Source organism: Stenotrophomonas sp. AC248 (assembly GCF_979258185.1).
On the sequence record NZ_OZ409840.1, the window covers coordinates 4189879 to 4210076 of the forward strand.

At 67.1% G+C, this 20198-nt stretch carries 22 protein-coding genes; 11 read left to right on the plus strand and 11 right to left on the minus strand.

Annotated features, from left to right (window positions below; all coding sequences use genetic code 11):
• Positions 1–34: 34 nt before the first annotated feature.
• Both ACZ0AE_RS18820 and ACZ0AE_RS18825 read right to left on the minus strand, forming a co-directional pair.
• Positions 35–2425, minus strand: coding sequence for a DUF3772 domain-containing protein (locus tag ACZ0AE_RS18820; RefSeq protein ID WP_448134878.1), 2391 nt, complete (start codon positions 2423–2425; stop codon positions 35–37).
• A 145-nt stretch (positions 2426–2570) separates the two neighbouring features.
• Entirely contained in the window at positions 2571–2819 is a 249-nt protein-coding gene (locus tag ACZ0AE_RS18825; protein WP_038691707.1) for a hypothetical protein, read from the minus strand.
• A gap of 179 nt (positions 2820–2998) precedes the next feature.
• Between ACZ0AE_RS18825 and ACZ0AE_RS18830 the strand changes: the two genes are divergently transcribed.
• The 3 genes from ACZ0AE_RS18830 to ACZ0AE_RS18840 all read left to right on the plus strand — a co-directional run bounded on the left by ACZ0AE_RS18830 (position 2999) and on the right by ACZ0AE_RS18840 (position 5320).
• Entirely contained in the window at positions 2999–3493 is a 495-nt protein-coding gene (locus ACZ0AE_RS18830) for a lipocalin family protein (protein WP_038685752.1), read from the plus strand.
• Positions 3494–3500: 7 nt separating this feature from the next.
• Entirely contained in the window at positions 3501–4712 is a 1212-nt protein-coding gene (locus ACZ0AE_RS18835; RefSeq protein WP_463601867.1) for an NAD(P)/FAD-dependent oxidoreductase, read from the plus strand.
• A 104-nt stretch (positions 4713–4816) separates the two neighbouring features.
• Positions 4817–5320 (plus strand): hypothetical protein, encoded by a 504-nt coding sequence (locus ACZ0AE_RS18840; RefSeq protein ID WP_038685750.1) that lies wholly within the window; start codon positions 4817–4819, stop codon positions 5318–5320.
• Between the two features lie 71 nt (positions 5321–5391).
• Here the strand turns inward: ACZ0AE_RS18840 and ACZ0AE_RS18845 are convergent, their stop codons facing one another.
• Positions 5392–5826 carry a PepSY domain-containing protein gene (locus ACZ0AE_RS18845; protein WP_128095427.1) on the minus strand — a complete coding sequence of 145 codons (435 nt, stop codon included), beginning with the start codon at positions 5824–5826 and terminating at the stop codon, positions 5392–5394.
• Between the two features lie 124 nt (positions 5827–5950).
• Between ACZ0AE_RS18845 and ACZ0AE_RS18850 the strand changes: the two genes are divergently transcribed.
• Genes ACZ0AE_RS18850 through ACZ0AE_RS18860 form a run of 3 tightly spaced genes read left to right on the plus strand, consistent with a single transcriptional unit; the run spans position 5951 to position 8231 of the window.
• Complete coding sequence (locus ACZ0AE_RS18850; protein WP_038685748.1) at positions 5951–6247, plus strand: PepSY domain-containing protein; 297 nt, start codon at positions 5951–5953, stop codon at positions 6245–6247.
• On the plus strand, positions 6247–6909 hold the full coding sequence (locus ACZ0AE_RS18855; RefSeq protein WP_038685747.1) for a response regulator transcription factor: 663 nt from the start codon (positions 6247–6249) through the stop codon (positions 6907–6909). Before ACZ0AE_RS18850 ends, ACZ0AE_RS18855 begins: the two co-directional genes overlap by 1 nt.
• Positions 6906–8231: a sensor histidine kinase gene (locus ACZ0AE_RS18860; protein ID WP_463601868.1), complete on the plus strand. Its 1326-nt coding sequence runs from the start codon at positions 6906–6908 to the stop codon at positions 8229–8231. The genes ACZ0AE_RS18855 and ACZ0AE_RS18860 overlap by 4 nt, the downstream gene beginning before the upstream one ends.
• A gap of 354 nt (positions 8232–8585) precedes the next feature.
• Here ACZ0AE_RS18860 and ACZ0AE_RS18865 read toward each other — a convergent pair whose 3' ends face one another.
• Entirely contained in the window at positions 8586–8909 is a 324-nt protein-coding gene (locus tag ACZ0AE_RS18865; protein WP_463601869.1) for a DUF6122 family protein, read from the minus strand.
• Positions 8910–9045: 136 nt separating this feature from the next.
• Positions 9046–10935: an arginine decarboxylase gene (speA, locus tag ACZ0AE_RS18870; RefSeq protein ID WP_038685744.1), complete on the minus strand. Its 1890-nt coding sequence runs from the start codon at positions 10933–10935 to the stop codon at positions 9046–9048.
• A 191-nt stretch (positions 10936–11126) separates the two neighbouring features.
• On the opposite strand from speA, the gene speE reads away from it, so the two are divergent.
• Positions 11127–11981 (plus strand): polyamine aminopropyltransferase, encoded by an 855-nt coding sequence (speE, locus tag ACZ0AE_RS18875; protein ID WP_137190644.1) that lies wholly within the window; start codon positions 11127–11129, stop codon positions 11979–11981.
• A gap of 63 nt (positions 11982–12044) precedes the next feature.
• Here the strand turns inward: speE and ACZ0AE_RS18880 are convergent, their stop codons facing one another.
• Together ACZ0AE_RS18880 and ACZ0AE_RS18885 are read right to left on the minus strand one after the other, a co-directional pair.
• Complete coding sequence (locus tag ACZ0AE_RS18880) at positions 12045–12236, minus strand: hypothetical protein (protein WP_463601870.1); 192 nt, start codon at positions 12234–12236, stop codon at positions 12045–12047.
• Positions 12237–12358: 122 nt separating this feature from the next.
• Complete coding sequence (locus ACZ0AE_RS18885; RefSeq protein ID WP_463601871.1) at positions 12359–13264, minus strand: aspartyl/asparaginyl beta-hydroxylase domain-containing protein; 906 nt, start codon at positions 13262–13264, stop codon at positions 12359–12361.
• A 216-nt stretch (positions 13265–13480) separates the two neighbouring features.
• Here ACZ0AE_RS18885 and ACZ0AE_RS18890 point away from each other — a divergent pair, with 216 nt between their 5' ends.
• Together ACZ0AE_RS18890 and ACZ0AE_RS18895 are read left to right on the plus strand one after the other, a co-directional pair.
• Positions 13481–14434 carry an alpha/beta hydrolase gene (locus ACZ0AE_RS18890; protein ID WP_463601872.1) on the plus strand — a complete coding sequence of 318 codons (954 nt, stop codon included), beginning with the start codon at positions 13481–13483 and terminating at the stop codon, positions 14432–14434.
• A gap of 211 nt (positions 14435–14645) precedes the next feature.
• The gene (locus tag ACZ0AE_RS18895) at positions 14646–15302 is read left to right on the plus strand and encodes an RIO1 family regulatory kinase/ATPase domain-containing protein (RefSeq protein WP_038685740.1); all 657 of its coding nucleotides are present in this window, start codon (positions 14646–14648) and stop codon (positions 15300–15302) included.
• A 100-nt stretch (positions 15303–15402) separates the two neighbouring features.
• On the opposite strand, the gene ACZ0AE_RS18900 is transcribed toward ACZ0AE_RS18895, so the two are convergent.
• Positions 15403–15741: a P-II family nitrogen regulator gene (locus ACZ0AE_RS18900; protein ID WP_038685739.1), complete on the minus strand. Its 339-nt coding sequence runs from the start codon at positions 15739–15741 to the stop codon at positions 15403–15405.
• Positions 15742–15867: 126 nt separating this feature from the next.
• Between ACZ0AE_RS18900 and ubiK the strand changes: the two genes are divergently transcribed.
• A complete protein-coding gene (ubiK, locus tag ACZ0AE_RS18905; RefSeq protein ID WP_448136678.1) occupies positions 15868–16128 on the plus strand; it encodes a ubiquinone biosynthesis accessory factor UbiK in 261 nt (86 codons plus the stop codon).
• 12 nt (positions 16129–16140) lie between these two features.
• Here the strand turns inward: ubiK and yidA are convergent, their stop codons facing one another.
• From yidA to ACZ0AE_RS18920, 3 genes are all read right to left on the minus strand, one after another.
• A complete protein-coding gene (gene yidA, locus ACZ0AE_RS18910) occupies positions 16141–16980 on the minus strand; it encodes a sugar-phosphatase (RefSeq protein WP_463601873.1) in 840 nt (279 codons plus the stop codon).
• 79 nt (positions 16981–17059) lie between these two features.
• Positions 17060–18007, minus strand: a complete 948-nt coding sequence (locus tag ACZ0AE_RS18915; RefSeq protein WP_463601874.1) for a hypothetical protein — start codon at positions 18005–18007, stop codon at positions 17060–17062.
• Positions 18008–18209: 202 nt separating this feature from the next.
• On the minus strand, positions 18210–18494 hold the full coding sequence (locus ACZ0AE_RS18920) for a hypothetical protein (RefSeq protein ID WP_463601875.1): 285 nt from the start codon (positions 18492–18494) through the stop codon (positions 18210–18212).
• 198 nt (positions 18495–18692) lie between these two features.
• Between ACZ0AE_RS18920 and ACZ0AE_RS18925 the strand changes: the two genes are divergently transcribed.
• Positions 18693–20195, plus strand: a complete 1503-nt coding sequence (locus ACZ0AE_RS18925; protein ID WP_463601876.1) for a YifB family Mg chelatase-like AAA ATPase — start codon at positions 18693–18695, stop codon at positions 20193–20195.
• Positions 20196–20198: the final 3 nt, after the last annotated feature.

Below are 20198 nucleotides of genomic sequence, written 5' to 3' on the forward strand. Positions count from 1 at the left end.
CAGGTGTTCGTACCGACCAACGGTCGGTACCTACCTACTCCTGCGGCGCGGCCGGATCGCGGACCAGATGGATATCGGTCGGCGAGGACAGCGCGATATGCGCCGCCGCGAACTTCTGCAGCATCGTGAAGTACAGGTCGCTGCGCACGCCATACACCGCGCGCGGGCCGGACACGTAGGCGAAGCTGTTGATCGCTACCTGGCCGTTGGCGATCGAATCAATGAACACCGACGGTGCCGGTTCGGCCAGCACGCCCACGTGTTCGCTGTAGCAGTCCAGCAGGATCTGCCGCACCGCCGCCACGTCGGTGCTCAGCGGCACCGCGAACTGGATCTGGATGCGCCCCTGCGCATTGCCCATCGTCATGTTGCGGATGGTCTTGGTGATCAGCTCGGAGTTCGGCACGATCAGGGTGGATTTGTCGCCCACCTGGATCTCGGTGGAGCGCACGCTGATCCGCTTGATGTCCCCTTCCTGGTCGCCCAGCTTCACCCAGTCGCCAATCTTCACCGGGCGCTCGGCCAGCAGGATCAGGCCGGACACGAAGTTCTGGGTGATCGCCTGCAGGCCGAAGCCGATACCCACCGACAGCGCACTGACCACCAGCGCCAGCTTTTCAAAGCCGATGCCCAGCGCGGTCAGCCCCCACAGCACCGCCGCGATGATGCCCAGGTAACGGGTGACGGTGCTGATCGAGTTGCGCGCCCCGGCATCCAGGTCGGTCTTGGGCAGGTAGGTGTTGGTCAACCAGTTCTGGAAGGCCTGCATCACCGCCCACACCACCAGGAAGGCCAGCACCGCATACAGCACGCTGCTGGGCTTGAGGGTGGTGGTGCCGATGGTCAGCCCGTTGGACAGCGAGTCCATGGCGCTGAAGAACGTATTGAGGTTGCCGAACGGCGCGGTCAACGCCAGCACCGCCAGCAGGATCACCCCGATGCGCAGCACCGCCGACAGCAGCACGCCGGCCTGTTCCACCTTGGCATCGTTGAGCCCGGTGGTCAGCACGATGCTCTTGCCTACCCGGCTGGTAGGCGACAGCAGCCACAGCGACAGGTCGTCGGCGAACTTGAGCAGCAACGAGGCGGCCAGCAGCACCACCGCGCCCCACACCAGCTGCTGGGCCACGAACAGCGCCAGGTTGAGATAGCCCAGCAGCGTGGCGATCACCGCCGCGGCCACCACCACGTGCCCGGCCAGCCGCGCCAGCACGATCCAGCCGCTCTTGCGCACCGGCGCCTTGGGCTGCTTGGCCCCGGCGTCCACCTGCGCGTCCAGCTTGGCCTGCGCCTCGTCGGTCTGGCGACGGTGCAGGCGCGCCAGCGACACCAGGATGGCCACGATCAGCGCCATGTAGGTGATCGCGATCAAGCCGTCCACCGCCACCGTGGTGATCTCACTGGTGCGCGAGGCGCGGTTGATCTCCACCAGCAGGATGCTCAGGAAGGTCAGCCCGGCCGCGCCCCAGGCGTATTTGCGCAGCCGCCATGCCGCGCTGTCATCCAGGCTCAGCAGGCGCCAGGACGGCCGCTTGGGTACCAGCAGGCAGGCGCTGAGCGCGGTGATGAAGGCCGCCACGAACGTGGCCACCTGGAAGTGCAGCGCCAGCTGCTCCAACCGCGGCGGGATTGCCCCGATGGAGTCCAGCGCAGCCACCAGCACCACCGCTGCGAACCCCGGCAGCAAGGTGCCCACCGCCAGCAACCACACCGCCAGCCCGGACCGGCGCAGGCGGCCGTCGGGTGCGCGCTCGGAGGCGGCATAGCGGCGGCCAACGGCGCGCAGCCACAGCCGCAGCGGGAAGAACATCAGCAGCGCCAGCGCCAGCCCGGTCAGCGGCGCGCCCCAGCCGTGTTCGGCAATCGCCTTGCGTGCCGCGGTCTCGCCCAGGCGGTACAGCACCACCAGCCGCGAATAGTCGGCTGGCACGTGCACCGCGAACTGCTTCCATAACGACGGCGACAGCGGCGAGTTGACCTTGCGCGCCAGGTCCTCGCTGAACTGGGTGACGCGCATCTTCTCGATATCCGCGCCCACCTGCTTCGCATCACCGGCCAACAGCTTGGCCCGTGCAATGGCCGAGGCCAGGTCGCTGCGCTGCTGGTTCAGCGCCTTGCGTTGGGCGGTGATGTCGCGCGCCTCGGTGGTGCCTTCGGCCACCTCGCCCAACTGGGCCACGCGGGCGTCCACCTGCTCCAGCTGCGGTTGCAGGGCGTTGCGCGCCGCATCGGCGTCGCGCTGTACGGCCAATGCGCGGTCGGACAGGGTCTTGAGCGTATCGGGGGTATCGGCACTGTCGAGGGCGGCCTGAATCTGCTTCAGGTCCTTGCCGGCCTGCGCCAGCTGGACAATCGGATCATCGGCAGCGGCATCGTCGCCCTGCGCCAGCGCCAGGGGCGCCACGCTGAGCCAGGCGCAGAGCATCAACCAGGCCAGCGGCCGCAGGAAGGAACGGAATGAACGGGAAGACAAGCCGGCGCACCAACAGGATTCGCGCGGACCACCGCGCCTGCGCGAACTATAAACCGGGCTTCGTTCACGCCGGGTATGCGCGCCCGGCATGCCGCCGTCAGTACTTCAGGCGCAGCTCTTCCACCTGCGGCCGCAGGCTGGCATACCAGTCCTGGAATTCCTCTTCGCTGATCTCATCGGGCGCATACACGGCCACCTCGTCCCAGGCGTGGTCGGTCGGCAGCGGTTGGCGTGGGCCGGCGCGCAGCGAGTACGCCACGCCCTCGTGGTCCACCACGTCCTCGGCCGCCTCCCAGCGCGCGCGGGCAAAGTCGGTCGGGCTCTTGAGCAGGATCACGTGGTACATCGGCACCTCCATCGCAGTGAAAACAGGCAGGCTTCGCCCGCCCACAGAATAGCGCCGCCTGCCGCGCCGGTGCATCACGCACGGGCAACGCAACGTTCTCCACGCCGCGCCTGCGCGGGCTTCACCTACCCGTGGCGGTGGGCGCGGCATGGTGGCTGCACCTTCTCTTCGCGCACCCCATGAACACACACGCCGACCTCAAGACCGTTCCGGACCTCAAGCTGCCGCGCTACCTGGGCACCTGGTATGAAATCGCCCGCCTGCCGATGAAGCACGAGCCCGACGGGTGCACCGATGTGTCGGCCCATTACAGCCTGAAGGAGAACGGCCACGTGGCCGTGCTCAACCGCTGCCGCATGGACGGGGAGATCGAAGAAGCCGAAGGCGAAGCCTGCCCGGTGGACAACGACAGCGCGCGGCTGGAAGTCAGCTTCCTGCCCAAGGGCCTGCGCTGGATTCCCTTCACCAAGGGCGACTACTGGGTGATCCAGGTGGCGCCGGACTACAGCGTCGCACTGGTCGGCAGCCCGGATCGCAAATACCTGTGGCTGCTGTCGCGCACCCCCACCCTGGATACCACCGTGCAGGATCACTACCTGGCCCAGGCCCGCCAGCAGGGCTTTGACCTAGGGCCGCTGATCCAGACGCCGCATACCGGCCACCCCACCGCCTGAGCCCCGCATGGACCTGAAAAGTGGTTACCCGTTCTGGGCGGTGCGCAACGGGTTGATGCACGCCTTCCCGCCCCTGCGCGACGACCTGCAGTGCGATGTACTGGTGGTGGGCGGCGGGATCACCGGCGCGCTGATCGCCAACGAACTGTGCGCCCACGGCCACGATGTGGCGTTGATCGAACAACGGGACATCGGCTGGGGCAGCACCGCCGCCAGCACCGCGCTGCTGCAATACGAGATCGATACGCACCTGATCGACTTGGCCCGGCAGTACGGCGAAACCGCCGCCGTAGAGGCCTACCAGGCCTGTGCCGACGCGATTCCCGCGTTGCGCGAGGTCGCCCGCGGGCTCAAGGGGGTGGACTGCCATCCCATGCACAGCCTGTACTACGCCAGCAAACGCCGGCACCGCGCGGTGCTGCAGGAAGAATTCGCACTGCGCCAGCGGCATGGCTTCGACGTGCGCTGGCTGGACCGCGATGCGGTCGAGGACGAATTCGGCGTGGACGCGCCGGGCGCCATCCTCAGCGGGCTGGCCGCCCGCGTGGACCCTTACTGCCTGACCTACCGGCTGCTGGCGCGGCTGCAGAAGAACGGCTGCCAGGTGCACGACCGCACCACCCTGGCCACGTTGGTGCCCACCGCACGCGGGGTAACCGCCACCACCGCCGAGGGCGTGCGCATCCGCTGCGGGCACGTGGTGATGGCCGCCGGCTACGCCAACCAGCACTGGCTGAAGCCCTCGGTGGCGCGCAACCGCAGCAGCTACGCCTTCATCACCGACCCGATCCCGGCCGACCTGCTCGGGCCACTGGCCCAGACCATGGTCTGGGAGTCCGCGCGGCCCTACCTGTACATGCGCAGCACCGGCGACCAGCGGCTGCTGATCGGCGGTGAGGACGATGCGGTGGACATTCCGGCCCGGCGCGACCGGCGCGTGGACGCCAAGGCCGCGCGCCTGCTGAAGAAGGTGGGCAAGCTCTTTCCGCACCTGCCGCTGCAGCCGGCCTTCTCCTGGGCCGGCACGTTTGCCGAGACCGCCGACGGCCTGCCCTTCTTCGGTCCCCACCCGCAATGGGGGCCGCGGGTCCTGTTCGGCATGGCCTACGGCGGCAACGGCATCACCTATTCCATGATCGGCGCCGGCCTGCTGCGCGCCCGCATCGAGCGCCGCAAGCACCCGCTGGCCGCGCTGTTCGGGTTCGAGCGGCTGGAGTAAAGTTCCCCTGAAGGCGCTGCCATGACAGGCATCGTTCAAGCAGCCGGTGATAGCGTCAGCGCTGTCGGCGGCCTGCGTGCTGCCCGCCCGTTCCGGAGCCCATCATGATCCGCTCGCTTTCGCTGCTGCTGTGCCTGCTTGCCCCCGGGGTTGCCCTGGCCCAGTCCGCGGCAGGGGCCACCGGCCCGCAATCGGCGACCGGTCTCAACCTGGCGGTCCCGCAGGCGCCCATGCAGTACCTGGGTGATGGCTCGCTGCGCGGCGACCCGCCCGGCACCTTTTACGGCGACAAGAGCGGCCGCCGCCTGAGCGACCGTGGCGCGGCCAACGGCATCGCCGATGTCACCGACGACAAGCTGCGGGTCAACGGCAGCATCACCACCGGCATCGGCTACGCCAAGAACTTCGGCAACACCCATTACAACGCCGCCGAGTTGAACCTCAACAAGAACTACACCACCGACGAAGGCAAGACCCACAACGTCAACGTGAACATCCGCGTCAGCGAGGGCAAGGGTCCGGGCTTCGGCCCCTACGGTGGCTATGGCGGCTATGGCTACGGCCCCGGCCCCGGCTACTGGGACTACCCGCCCCCGTACGGCTGGTGAGGTAACGCACCACAGCGAAACGGCCGGTCACCCCGGCCGTTTCTGCATCCGCGTCACCGGCGGCGCGGTGCTCAGTCCCACCAGCCTTCGCGCTTGCTCGACAACACGCGCCCGTCGTGGCCGCTCATGCGCACTTCCACGCGCTGGTTGCGCGCGTTGCGGGCCTCCAGCTTCCAGGTGGCACCGTCGCGTTCGAAGGACTCCACCTGACGGAAACCGGCCTTCTGGGCCACGGCCAGGATCTGCCCGGCATCGAGCAGGGCGCGGGGGCTGCGCGGGTCGAAGATCTCACCGGTGGCCGGGTCCACGATCACTTCTTCGAAGCTGCCATCGGCACGGGTGACGTCCGCTTCCCACAGGCCGTCATCGCGTTCCAGCTCATGCACCTGGGTGTAGCCGGCGGCGCGCAGCTTGGCCTGTACGTCGGCAGCGCTCAGGTCGGCGGCGAAGGCCGGGGTGGATACCAGCGCGGTGGCAAGGGCGGCGGCCAGGATCAGCTTGTTCATGGGGGATCTCCAGAAAGGGCCGGTCGATTCCGGCACCGCCAGTCTGGCAAGCGCACCTAAGCGGACCATGAGCCCGGCTGTTAGGGAATGTTTAGACGGGCGGCGTATACCGTGTGGCATGTCCATGACCGCCTCCCTGTTGCTTCCCGTGCTGCTGGCGTTGAGCCCGCAGGAGCCCGTACGCGTGCACGACGGCGGCAGCCGCCAGCAGGAGGCGGTGCGCCAGGCCGTGCGCCAGGGCCGGCTGGTGCCGCTGCAGCAGGTGGTGGCCGACGCGCTGCGCCGCTACCCCGGCAAGCTGGTGGAAGTGGAACTGGACGACGGCAAGTACGAGATCGAGATCCTGGGCGCCAACGGCGTGGTGATGGAGCTGGATTACGATGCAGCTACCGGGCGCCTGTTGAAGATGGAAGAAGATTGATGCGGATCCTGCTTGCCGAGGACGATGCCCTGCTGGCCAACCGGCTGCAGGCCCTGCTGGAAGAGGCCGGCTACCTGGTGCTGCACAGCGCCGAGGGCCGCCAGGCTGAGGAGCTGGGCCAGATCGAGGACATCGCCGCGGCGGTGGTCGACCTGGGCCTGCCCGGGCTGGATGGCCTGAGCATCATCGAGCGTTGGCGCCAGGCCGGGCGCGGCTTCCCGGTGCTGGTGCTGACCGCCCGGGCGCGCTGGCACGACAAGCTGGCCGGCTTCGATGCCGGGGCCGACGACTACCTGACCAAACCGTTCCAGCCCGAAGAACTGCTGCTGCGCCTGCGTGCGCTGATCCGGCGCAGCGCCGGCCATGCCAGCCCGCGCCTGCAATGCGGACCACTGCTGCTGGACGTCAACGCCGGCCGCTTCGAGCTGGACGGCGAGCTGCTGCACCTGAGCCCGCAGGAGCAGCGCATCCTGAGCTACTTCCTGCACCACCCCGACGTGGTGATCAGCCGCTCGCGGTTGGGCGAGCACGTGTACGAAGCCGGCTTCGATCCCGATTCCAACACGCTGGACGTGCTGATCGGGCGGATCCGCCGCAAGCTGGGCAGCGACCTCATCCATACCCATCGTGGGCAGGGCTTCCGCCTGTCGGCACAGCCATGAATACCGGCTCGCTGCGTACCCGCCTGCTGCTCGCCGGTGGCGTGGGCCTGGTGCTGGTGTCGGCGCTGGCCACCTGGTGGCTGGGTGCGATGTTTGAGCGTTCGGCACGCAGCGCGCTGGACCAGCGCCTGGGCAACGAACTGATCGCAGTGCTGGCGCTGGCCGAAAGCGATGCACAGGGCCGCCTGCAGCTGCGCCGTGAATTGTTCGACGAGCGCTACCAGCGGGTGTTTTCCGGTACCTACTGGCAGGTGCAGGACGCCAAGGGCCAGCCGCTGGGGCAATCGCGCTCGTTGTGGGATGAAACCCTGGCCACCCCGGCGACGCTGCGCACCGGGCCGGCGCAGGCCTTCGACACCACCGGCCCGCTGCATGCCCCCCTGCGTGCGCTGGCCCAGCAGGTCACGTTGCCGCGCGTGCCCACGCCGCTGCGCGTGGTGGTGGCCACCGACCGCAGCGATCTGGACGCCCAGGTCAGCGCGTTCCGCCAGCACACGGCGCTGGCGCTGGCCGTGCTGGTGGCGCTGTGGTTCGCGGTACTGGTCACCCAGGTGCATTACGGCCTGCGCCCGCTGGCCGAACTGAGCCGCATCGCCGGCCAGGTCCGCAACGGTGAAAACGTGCGCTTTCCGCAGCAGGGGTTGGTCAGGGAGGTGGCGCCCTTGGCGGTGCAGCTCAACGACCTGCTCGACCACCATCAGCGCATGGTGGTGCGTGCGCGCCGCAGTGCCGAGGACCTCGCCCATGCCTTGAAGACGCCGCTGACGGTGCTGATGACCGAAGCCGAGGGCGACGGCAGCGACTGGCGCCAGACCCTGCGCAGCGAAACCGCGCGCATGCAGGCCAGCATCGAGCGCTACCTGGCGGCCGGGATCGGTGCCGACAGCCAGCAGCGCACCGTGGTGGCCCCGGTGATGGGCGCGCTGTGCAGTTTGATGCAGCGCGTTCACAACGAACGCGGGCTGGTGTTCGAACAGGACCCGGATGCGCAGGGCCTGTTTGCCGGTGCGCGCGAAGACCTGGAGGAAATGCTCGGCAACCTGCTCGACAATGCCGGCAAGTGGGCCGCGCATACGGTGCGTGTCAGCGTGCGCCACGTCGGTAATGAACTGCACATCCGCGTGGAGGACGATGGCCCGGGGTTGCCGGACGCGGAGCTGCAGCACGTGCTGGAGCGTGGCGTGCGCCTGGACGAGCGTGCCTCCAGCAACGGCCTGGGCCTGGCGATCGTGGCCGACATTGCCGAGAGTTACGGCGGCAGCTTGGTGCTGGCCAATACACACCCGGGACTGCGCGCGACGTTGACGCTGCCAGCGGGCTGACCAGCGGTTGGCCCTACCGGACCAAATGCGCGTAGAGCCGACCGTTGGTCGGCCGCATTTCACGAATAACCAAAAGCGTCCGTACTGGTAGAGCCGACCGTTGGTCGGCTGCATTTCACGAACAATCGAACGTGCCCGTGGTGTACGTCAGCCGACCAACGGTCGGCTCTACCCGGCCCCTACGGGACGCTCGTATGGTCGGCTGCATTTCGCGAACAACCGAATGCCCGTGGTGTACGTCAGCCGACCAACGGTCGGCTCTACCCGGCCCCTACGGGACGCTCGTATGGTCGGCTGCACTTTGCGAACAACCTGACGCGCCCATGGTGCGCGTCAGCCGACCAACGGTCGGCTCTACCGGGAGTGGTGCATCCACCAGCAATCGATGGCGTCGAGCACGATGTGGATGATCAGCCCGATGCCGAACAACCGTGTCTTCTTCGGCACGCACAGGCCCGCGTAGACCGCAATCGCCGGCGCGGTGTGCAACGGATGGAAGCCGATGCTGCAGCGGTTCGGGGCGTAGATCGGGTCGGCCAGCAGGTGGTCCAGGTCGATGATCCAGCCCAGCAACAGCAGTGCCCACGCCGACAAAAAACGCTTGCGCCAGAACATCCACGCCAGCAACGCCGGCACGGCGGCATGCAGGAACAGATGGAAGATCGCGCGTACGCTCATGAGCCGGCTGCCGTGTTGAAAAAGGAAACCAAGCCGCTACGTAGCGCCGGGCTCTGCCCGGCGGTATGCCCGGCAACGGGAAGCGTGCCGCAGCAAGCAGCCGGGCAGAGCCCGGCGCTACGCGGGTGCCGCTGGCTCAGGCCAGCGGCTCGTCGGACAGGTAGGTGTACCCGGTCAGGCCCGCTTCCAGCGCGTCGGACAGCTCCTGCGCGCGCTCCGGCGACAGCTTCGCCGCCGCCACGCGTTCGGCATAGCTGGCACGCAGGTCGGCCAGGCTGTAACCCACGTAGTCCAGCATCACGTCGGTGGTGTCGCCGCGGCGCTGCTGGGTGATCGCGTAGCCATCGGCATCGGCCAGCACTTCCACCGCGTCGGTGTCGCCGAACAGGTTGTGGATGTCGCCCAGGATTTCCTGGTACGCGCCCACCATGAAGAAGGCGATGCGGTAGCTCTCGCCCGGGTTCAGCGCGTGCAGCGGCAGCGAGCTGTCCAGGCTCTCGTTCTCGACGTAGGTCTTGACCATGCCATCGGAATCGCAGGTCATGTCGGCGATGATGCCGCGGCGCTGCGGCGCCTCGTTCAGGCGCTCGATCGGCACGATCGGGAACACCTGGTCGATCGCCCACGCATCGGGAATCGACTCGAACACGCTGAAGTTGACGAAATACTTGTCCACCAGGCGTTCGTTCAACTCGTCCAGCGCCGGGCGATGGCTCTTCTCGTCGTAGCTCAGGCGCGCACGCACCGCATGGGCGATGGCGTAGAACAGGTCATCGATGCGCGCCCGCTGCGGCAGGTCGATCTGGCCCAGCGCATAGCTGGACAGGCCTTCGGCATGGAAGTGCTGGGCTTCCTGGAACAGCTCCACCGCCGGGCGCTCGTCCAGCTCGGCGTGGATCTCGCGCAGGTGGCGGATCGCCGCCGGCTCGTCGTCGTGCTGGTCCGGCACGCGGCCTTCCTGCGCCTCTTCCACTTCAGACACGTTGGCAATCAGTACCGCGTGGTGCGCGGTCATCGCGCGGCCGCACTCGGTGACGATCCGCGGCGGGGTCAGGCCGTGTTCTTCGCAGGCATTGGCCAGCGGCTGCACGATGTTGCTGGCGTACGAATTGAGCCCATAGTTGATCGAGCAGAAGCTGCGCGAGCGGGTGCCTTCGTAATCCACGCCCAGGCCGCCACCGACGTCCACGTGGGTGATCTTCGCGCCCAGGCGCGACAGTTCCACGAAGTAGCGGGTGGCTTCGCGCATGCCGTTGGCGATGTCACGCACGTTGGAGATCTGCGAGCCCATGTGGAAATGCAGCAGGCTCAGGCAGTCGGCGTATTCGGTGTCGCGCAGCGACTTCCACAGGTCCAGCAGCTGGCGCGGGGACAGGCCGAACTTGGCCTTGTCGCCGCCACTGTTCTGCCACTTGCCCGCGCCCAGCGAGGCCAGGCGCATGCGCACGCCCAGGCCCGGCTTCACATCCAGCGCCTTGGATTCCTCCAGCACCAGCTTCAGCTCGGACGGCTTCTCGATCACGATGAAGGTCTGCAGGCCCAGCTTGCGGCCGATCAGGGCCAGGCGGATGTACTCGCGGTCCTTGTAGCCATTGCAGACGATCAGCCCGCCCGGGCGCGACAGCGCCAGCACGGCCATCAGCTCGGGCTTGCTGCCCGCTTCCAGGCCGAAGCCCTCGCCATGGTGGCTGGCCAGGGTGCCGGCCACGCCACGGTGCTGGTTGACCTTGATCGGGTACACGGCGGTGTAGCCGCCCGGGTACTCCCAGTCGGCCTGGGCCTGCGCGAACGCGGCCTGCAGCTTGCCCAGGCGCTGGCCCAGGATGTCCGGGAAGCGCACCAGCAGCGGCAGCTTGGCGCCGGCCTCGCGGGCGGCGTCCACGATCTTGGGCAAGGACACCACCGGGCCGTCCTGGCCAGTCGGTCTCACCACCATGTGTCCTGCCTGATCCACGTCGAAGTAGCCATCCGCCCAATGCGGAATCGAGTAGGTCTTGCGGGCTTGGTCGAGGGACCAATCGGTCATTTCAGTGGGCCTGGTTGGTAAAAAAGGGGGTGCATGATAACGCCTATGTGGCGACAGCTCCGTTATCATGCGCGCCCGCGCCCGTGCTCAGGCTTCAAACCTGAACGGGCAACCCGTCCGGACGTGGCTTGCGCCACGCGGCACCGCCGCCAGCCCGGCTCCAATACCCTTCCGAACAGGACTGCTATTCCATGACTGACAACAACAACTGGTACATCGAGCATTTCGAGCGCACCGGCTCGGCCATCGGCTACCGCCTGACCGGCAAGCTGGACGAAGTGCAGTCGCCGTTCCAGAAGATCGAGATCTTCGCGACCACCGACTGGGGCAACCTGATGACCATCGATGGCGCCATCATGTTGACCAGCAAGGACAACTTCTTCTATCACGAGATGATCAGCCACCCGGTGCTGTTCACCCACGCCGCGCCCAAGCGCGTGGTGATCATCGGCGGCGGCGACTGCGGCACCCTGCGCGAAGTGCTCAAGCACCCGGGCGTGGAGAGCGTGACCCAGTGCGACATCGACGAGCAGGTCACCGTGATGGCCCGCAAGCACTTCCCGGAACTGTGCGATTCCAACGACGACCCGCGCGCCGAGCTGATGTTCGACGATGGCGTGGCCTACATGGCCAACTGCCCGGCCGGCAGCGTGGACGTGGTGATCGTGGACTCCACCGACCCGGTGGGCCCGGGCGAAGGCCTGTTCAACAAGGCCTTCTACGAGAGCTGCTTCAAGGCGCTCAAGGACGACGGCATCCTGGTGCAGCAGTCCGAATCGCCGCTGATGCAGCTGGACCTGATCAACGAAATGCGCACCGAGATGGGCAAGGCGGGCTTCGGCTCGTTCAAGACCCTGCCGTTCCCGCAGCCGTGCTACCCGACCGGCTGGTGGAGCGTGACCCTGGCCCGCAAGGGCGAGAGCAGCTTCGACTTCCGCCAGGCCGATTCGGCTGGCAAGGCGTTCGATACGCTGTACTACACCGCCGCGCTGCACACCGGCGTGCTGGTGACCCCGCCGTTCGTGGCGGCAGCCCTGAAGGGCTGATGCGTTAAGCGCCGGTGTCGATCGTTGCCGCGCTGTGCGCGGCCAGCCGACCAACGGTCGGCTCTACCGGTCGGTGCCGGCGCAGGCGTTGACCCGGTCGGTGCCGGCGCAGGCGTTGACCCGGTCGGTGCCGGCGTTGGCGTTGACCCGGTCGGTGCCGGCGTTGGCGTTGACCCGGTCGATGCCGACGTTGGCATTAACCGGTCGGCGTTGGGTTTGGCATTGACCGGAAAACCCCGCGATGGCGGTAGGCACCGACCGTTGGTCGGTGCGGCCCACATCCACGCACGCAACAAAAAACCCGCGCTGGCAACAGCGCGGGTTTTTTGTACCCGGTAGTGCCGGCCGCTGGCCGGCAACCCCATGAACCCCTGACCTCAGATCGCCCAGATCCCGGCAATCACCGCCACCACCAGGCCCCACTTGATCACCTGGTAGGCCACCACGCTGCGCTCGCGCAGCGCCTTGGCCTTCAGCCGAACCTTGTACACGCCGCCAAACGCCTTGTTGACCCCACCGGTGGGGTCGCCCGGCAGGTTCGGCGAGGCGCCACCGGCCAACAGCGTGGACGCCACCGCGCGGTTGAACAGGCCCGGCAGGCCGAAGCGCAGCGGGCGCGCGATGTCGCAGAACAGGATCACCCGGTCATCGGGGGTCTCGTTGTGCGCGTGGTGGATGTAGGTCTCATCGAACATCATCCACTCGCCATCGCGCCAGCTCTTCTTGATGCCATCCACCACGATGTAGCAGCCATCGTCGTTGGGCGTGGTCAGGCCCAGGTGCAGGCGCAGCGAACCGGCGAACGGGTCGCGGTGCGGGCGCAGCTCGCTGCCCGAGGGCAGCTGGGCGAACATCGCCGCGCGCACGTCCGGCAGCGATTCCAGCAGCGCGGTGGTCTTCGGGCACAGCGTCTTGGCCGACGGGTGCGACGGGCCGTACCACTTCAGGTAGAAGCGCTTCCAGCCGCGGCGGAAGAACGAATTGAAGCCGGCATCGTTGAACGTGCTGGACGCGGCGATCTTGTCCGCATCGCGCAGCGCCAGCGCCTCGTCACGGATCATCTGCCAGTTCTGGCGCAGCGGTTCCAGCTGCGGGAATTCCTTGCCCGGGTCCAGGAACGGCGTGGTCGGCACCTTCGAGAACATGTACATGATCACGTTGATGGGGGCCATGAAGCTGGAGTGGTCCAGCAGCTGCCGCGACCAGCGCGCGCGCACCTTGCCGCGGAAATGGATATACAGCACGCAGGCGATGAACAGCGCTGCCAGCACGATCTTGGTCATCAGTCTTCCTCCGGCAGGGCCGGAACCGAAAAGTGGGGGCGATGCACGGCAGAAACCGGCACCGATAAGGCGTCAGGGGGCGGGGACGTGCCAGAGAGGGGCGGCCGCCCATGTCGCGATCAACAGCGTATGGTCGGCACCGGGTGCGCCGGGGTCAAGCGGGCGGTGGGACACGTTCAGCGCGCCGTGCCTGAACGCGCGGCCTAGACTACCCCGATGCACCGCCACCCCGTCACCGCCGCCTACCCGCCCCTCAGCGAGGCCTACCAAGGCTTTTTCGACCCCGTGGCCGGCGTGCAGGCACCCCGCATGTGCCGGATCGACGGCCCGGACGGCCCGCTGCACCTGGATCGCCACGGCCCGCCCGACGCCGGGCTCACCGTCATCCTGGTGCACGGTGCCGGCGGCTACGGACGGATGTTCGCGCCGCTGGCCCAGCGCCTGGCGGTGGCTGGACACGAGGTGCTGGCGCCGGACCTGCCCGGCTACGGGCTCAGCGGCGGGCCGTGGACGCAGGTGGACTACGCCGCGTGGAAACGCACGCTGCTGGCGTTGATCGAGGCAGAGCATGCGCGGCGACCGCGTCCGATCGTGCTGCTGGGTGCCAGCATCGGTGGCTACCTGGCCTACCTGGTGGCTGCCGAATCGCCCTGGGTGCGCGGCCTGGCCGTGACCACCCTGGCCGACCCGCGCGACCCGCAGGTGCAGGCCGCGCTGGTGCGCCGCCCTTGGATGCGCGCCCTGCTTCCGACCCTGCGGCCCCTGAGCCGACTGACCCGTGGGCTGCGCCTGCCGGTGCGCTGGTTCACCCACATGGACCGCATGTCACGCGATCCCGCCCTGACCGCGCTGGTCTGCCGCGACCCGCTCGGCGGCGGCAACCGGGTCCCGCTGGGCCTGCTCGCCTCCCTGTTCGACACCGCCCCGGCCGTGGAGCCGGAGCAGTTCGACCGCTGCCCGGTGCTCATGGTCCACCCGGCCTGCGATGCCTGGACACCCGTGGCGATCAGCGACCGCTTCTTCGACCGGCTGGCCGCGCCCCGCGAGCGGGTGCTGCTGGACCAGTGCGGTCATTTCCCGATCGAGTCCCCCGGCGTTGACCAGCTGCGCCACGCACTGCTGGCGTTCCTTGAACGCATTGCCCGGTCGGACGTTCCCGCAAGCGCTTGATCTTGAACGAAATTCTAGCGAGTGATACAGAATTGTCCGATTCTGCGTGACGAACTGTTCCACCCCCGGCTACGACATTTCTCCGACATTCTCTGGATTGGTGTACTGGTGAGTATTAAAATTAACGAAATCTTGATACCCACCCCTCCCCAGTAGCAGCACCGGTACGCCTGACGCTTTGCGCCGACCACCGGGTCGCCCAAAGAACGCCATGAATACTCCTGTTGCTTCGTGTGTCGGCACCGACACCGCCCCGGCCGAGCTGCTCAAGCGCGGCGAACGCCTGCTTGAACCGGACGTCTACCGCACCTGCCTCAACGGCCAGCAGGCCGTGGTGAAGGACTACACCCGTTACCGCGGCACGCCGCTGTCGCCGGTGGCGCGCCTGCTGGTTCGCCGCGAGGCCCGCATCCTGCAGCGCCTGAGTGGCTGGAAGCATGCCCCGGCCTTGCTGGGCACCATCGGCGGGCTGGCGCTGGGCATGGAGTTCATTCCCGGCCAGACCCTGAGCGCGGCCCAGTCGGTGGGCGTGGAGGTGTTCGAGCAGCTGCAGTACGCCCTCACCCGCCTGCACGCGGCCGGCATCACCCACAACGACCTGCATGGCACCAACGTGATGGTCAGCGGCGGGGTACCGGTGCTGGTGGACTTCACCTCGGCCTGGCGCAGCCCGCGCTGGCTGCCGGTGCACCCGGTATCGCGCCAGCTGCGCCGCAGCGACATGAAGAACCTGCTGAAGATGCGCCAGCGCCTGACCGGCCTGACGCCCACGCCGTCGCAGGCCGCACTGGTGGCCGACCCGCGCTGGGTGGCCAGCCTGCGCGTGGGCTGGAAGCGTTTCTACCGCTGGTTCAAGGGCCACGCGTAACCCCGCCGCTGTGTCCCGCAGGCCGGGCGCGCTGCCCGGCCATGCCAACCCGACCCGCATACAGCGGACCGTAGTGCCGGGCTCTGCCCGGCAAACCAACTTACAGCGCGTCAGCGTCCAGCTCACCGGTGCGGATGCGCACCACGCTGCCCAGGTCGTACACGAACACCTTGCCGTCGCCGATCTTGCCGGTGCCGGCGGCCTTCACGATGGCCTCCACCACTTCCTCGACCTGGCCATCGGTGACGGCCACCTCGATCTTCACCTTGGGCAGGAAGTCGACCACGTACTCCGCGCCGCGGTACAGCTCGGTATGTCCCTTCTGGCGCCCGAAGCCTTTCACCTCGGTGACCGTGATCCCGGTGACGCCGCGCTCGGCCAGTGCTTCGCGCACATCGTCGAGCTTGAACGGCTTGAGCACCGCCATGACCATCTTCATTCTGCTTGGCTCCTGTATTCCGGCGAGCGAGGATAACGCCTGTCCCCCGGTGAACGCGATGCGCGCGGTCAGTGCCGGCGCCGGCGTGGGGGACTATCCTTAGCGTATACCCTGCGGAGCAGTAGCATGATCGACCTCAACCACCTTGATGACCTGGCCCGTCGCCTGAGCGACATGGTCCCGCCGGGCCTGCGCCAGTCGCGCGAGGAACTGCAGGCCACCTTCAAGACCGCGCTGCAGGCCGGGCTGGGCAAACTGGACCTGGTCACCCGCGAGGAGTTCGACGTACAGCGCGCGGTGCTGCTCAAGACCCGCGAGAAGCTGGAGGCGCTGGAGAAGACCGTGGCCGAGCTGGAAGCGCGCGGCAGCAATACGCCGGCAGGCTAAGCCCAGGCCGCATCAGGCCGTTTGCAGCACAAACCTCTCGATCGCCAGCGCTACGCCATCCTCGGCGTTGGTCGCGGTTTCGAAGCGCGCCGTCTGTTTCACCGCATCGATCGCGTTGCCCATCGCCACGCTGGTCCCGGCGAACTGCAGCATGGTCAGGTCATTCTCCTGATCGCCGAGTGCCATCACGTTGGCCGCGTCCACGCCCAGGTGCGCGGCCAGCTTCTGCAGGCTCGGCCCCTTGCCTGCCCGGTGGTCGAACACTTCCAGGAAAAACGGCGCACTCTTGAGCACCGCGAAACGATCGGTGAGCTCCGATGGCAGGCGTGCAATCGCCGCGTCCAGCACGTGCGGCTCGTCGATCATCATCAGCTTGATGAACTGCATCGCCGGGTCCATGTCCTCCACCCGCCGGTACGACAGGGGCACGTGCGACAGGTGCGAATCGGCCACCGTGTAGATGCTGATGTCCTGGTTGGGCGTGTACATGCGCCGGCCATCCAGCGCCTGGAAGTGGATGCCCAGATCGCGTGCGATGCGTTCGCAGAACAGGAAGTCCTCGAAGCTCAGCGGATACTCCACCACGCGCTGGCCGCTGCCGAGGTTCTCCACCACCGCACCATTGCAGGCGATGCAGAATTCCGCATCGCCCTCGATGCCCAGCTCAGCCAGGAACGGCGCCAGCCCGGACACCGGTCGGCCGCTGGCCAGCACCACCCGCACGCCCTGCGCGCGGGCCGCGGCAATGGCCTGCTTCACCCGCGGCGTGAGCTTGTGGGCGGGGTTGAGCAGGGTGCCGTCCATGTCGATGGCGATGAGGTGGACCGGGCTGGGGCGGTGAGGCATATCCATCAGGTTGAATGTTCGGGCGGTGCAGGGGGGCGTCCAGTCTAGCGGCAGCGCATGAACGCCCGCGACCGCGCGCGTCGCCTCAGAAGCCTTCTGGAGTCGGAACGCTCTGTAGTTCCTTCGCCTTCCTCCACCGCTCCACGGCGCCATGAAGGCGCGATGCCCGACTCCCGTCCAGTGGCCAACCAGTGACCTTCTCGACAAGCCGGCCACCCGCAAAGAAATAGAACACCGGTGTCGACCAGTCATCGATCTCTGGCCAGTCAAGCCAGTCATACGTCAAAACCATACGCTGGGACGGATGACGTCGCTTCCAGCTCTCCACCTCGCGAACGCGAAGGTCACCTTCGGGAGGCACCAGCCACAACGCATCCTTGAAGCCGTCGGCAAGGAATGAATCCGTGGAAATGGCCGCGCCTGCCGCATTCGAAAACCCACATACAGGATTACTCACTACGACAATGCCATCCCTGAGCCGGGCTTCGTCAGCCGGCTCCACGGAGATATGGTTGTTGTCTGTCACCATTACCCTACGCACTGCACCCTTGCCGGCCAACGCGCCGACATCCACCGAAGGGAGCGATGGGCGCCCGGCCTCTGCCAGCAGGATGTCCGCCCACTCGAATTCTCGTGCCTTGATCATTGAACGGATCACTTGATCAAGGTCACCCTCCCTGGCACCGCCAAGCGCGGTCAATGCCCGATAGACCATGGCCAACTCTCGCGCGACGCCAGGGTCCTTCGAGTAGAAGACAGTGGAGATCGCAGCATCCAGTCGTGCTGAAAGTGCCTGTGGATCGGTGGTACTGACAGCTGCCGGGAACTCCGCCCTATACAGACGCACCAGACGATCGCGCCTCTCGAGTGAGGTCATTTGCTGCTCAGCAGACGCCATCGCCTCGATTCTTTGTGAGAATTCGGACGGATTCCCTTCCGCAGAAGCGACCCCAACCGCCAATGTCGAAAGATGCAGGAAGACAAGCGCCTTCATCGCACCGTGGAATGCGACGGCGGCGAACTGTCGTCGCATAGGCACGATCAGCAGTTGGACGTGCAAGCAGCACGCTGACTATCACGACAGGGACGCTGACCTTCACGCCTGCCCCCTTCGAGGAACGGGCTGTCGCTGTCGCCAGATTGTCCTCCGATGCCCAGCGGAGCACTATTGCAATGATCATCAATATCGCTACGGGGGGAGGCCGTAATCGAGCTCGTCCCGGACTCAAGCAGCTTCATGCGCTCTTCCATGTGATGAAGATCGGCGCGCCTTCATTGCGCACAGCTTCTATATCGCAAAACTGTTCGTTGCTCAACAAGCACAGCTGGAGATTCGCTACGTCCGCCCAGGTTGTAATGTCTGATTTGTGATTCATGTCAGTTTTGAAATTGCCAACGTCTACTGCTACGTCGTGTCGATGGCGGGCGACGAGCACCTGCCGGCGTTTCATCCATAGCGCTGACAACGCAAACAACATCGACAGGCGCGAAAATCTCCCTGGTAGCATCGCGTCGCCCACGTTCGGTTGAGTGCTTATCCCGTGCTGTAACTAGACGAATGCGACCTCGCACATGAAACGGTTGCAGCGCCGTACGCTACCCGAAGCGCAGTGAGCGATGCACCGCAATACCCACATCCAGCTGCAGGGTTTGCCTATACCGGTCAACGTTGAACTTACCCACCATTGCGAGCTTGACCGACAACTTTGGGTAATTGCATGAGCCTGGCGCTGGTCCACAGCCGTGCCCGCGCAGGCGTCAACGCGCCTGCCGTCCGCATTGAAGTACTGCTCTCCGGCGGCCTGCCGCACACCCAGATGGTGGGCCTGCCGGAAACCGCCGTGCGCGAATCGCGCGACCGCGTGCGTGCCGCCATCGTCTGTTCGCAGTTCGAGTTTCCACAGCGCCGCATCACCATCAACCTGGCCCCGGCCGATCTGCCCAAGGAAGGCGGTCGCTTTGATCTGGCCATCGCGCTCGGCATCCTGGCCGCCAGCGGGCAGATCGATACGCAGGTGTTGTCGCGCTATGAATTCCTGGGCGAACTGGCGCTGACCGGTGAACTGCGCGGGGTAAACGGCGTGCTGCCTGCCGCCCTTGCCGCCGCCCGGCTTGGCCGCACGTTGATCGTGCCACCGGAAAACGCCGCCGAAGCCGGCTTGGCCGGGCACGCCGATGTGCGCGTGGCGCGGACGCTGCTGGAAGCATGCGCCGGCCTGAGTGAGCGCACGTTGCCCAAGGCCCTGCCTGCCGACGTCGCCAGCCTGCCCATGCCCGACCTGCGCGACGTACGCGGCCAACCGCAGGCACGGCGGGCACTGGAAGTAGCCGCTGCCGGGGGCCACCACCTGTTGCTGATAGGGACACCGGGCTGCGGCAAGACGCTGCTGGCCTCGCGGTTGCCCGGCATCCTGCCCGACGCCACCGAGCTGGAGGCACTGGAGACCGCCACGGTGGCGTCCTGCACCGGCGGCGGCATCGACACCGCCCGTTGGCGGCAGCGCCCGTACCGATCACCGCACCACACCGCCAGCGCGGTATCGCTGGTGGGCGGCGGCTCGTTCCCGCGCCCGGGCGAGATATCGCTGGCGCACAACGGCGTGCTGTTCCTGGATGAGCTGCCCGAATGGAGCCGGCACGCACTGGAGGTGCTGCGCGAGCCATTGGAGTCGGGCCAGGTGGTAGTCGCGCGCGCGTCGCGCAGTGAAGCGTTTCCCGCACGCTTCCAGCTGGTGGCTGCGATGAACCCCTGCCCCTGTGGCTGGGCCGGCGACCGGAGCGGGCGCTGTCGCTGCGCGGTCGATGGCATCCAACGTTATCGCGGCCGCGTGTCCGGCCCGCTGCTGGACCGCATCGACCTGCATGTGGAGGTGCCGCGGTTGGAGCCGCACGAACTCCGCGATGACACGCCGTGCGGCGAAGACAGCAACACGGTGCGGGCGCGGGTGGTGGCGGCGCGCGAGGTGCAGCTGGGCCGCAGCGGGAAGGCCAATGCACAGTTGCAACCCGGCGAGCTGGCGCAGCACTGTCGGCTGTCTACTGCGGATCGGCAACTGCTTGAGGATGCGGTGGAACGATTGCAGCTGTCAGCGCGGTCGATGCATCGCATTCTTCGGGTGGCGCGGACGGTGGCCGACCTGGAGGGGAGTGAGGACATTCGGACGGCGCACGTGGCCGAAGCGATCGGGTATCGGCAGTTGGATCGGGGTGGGAGTGGATGAGCT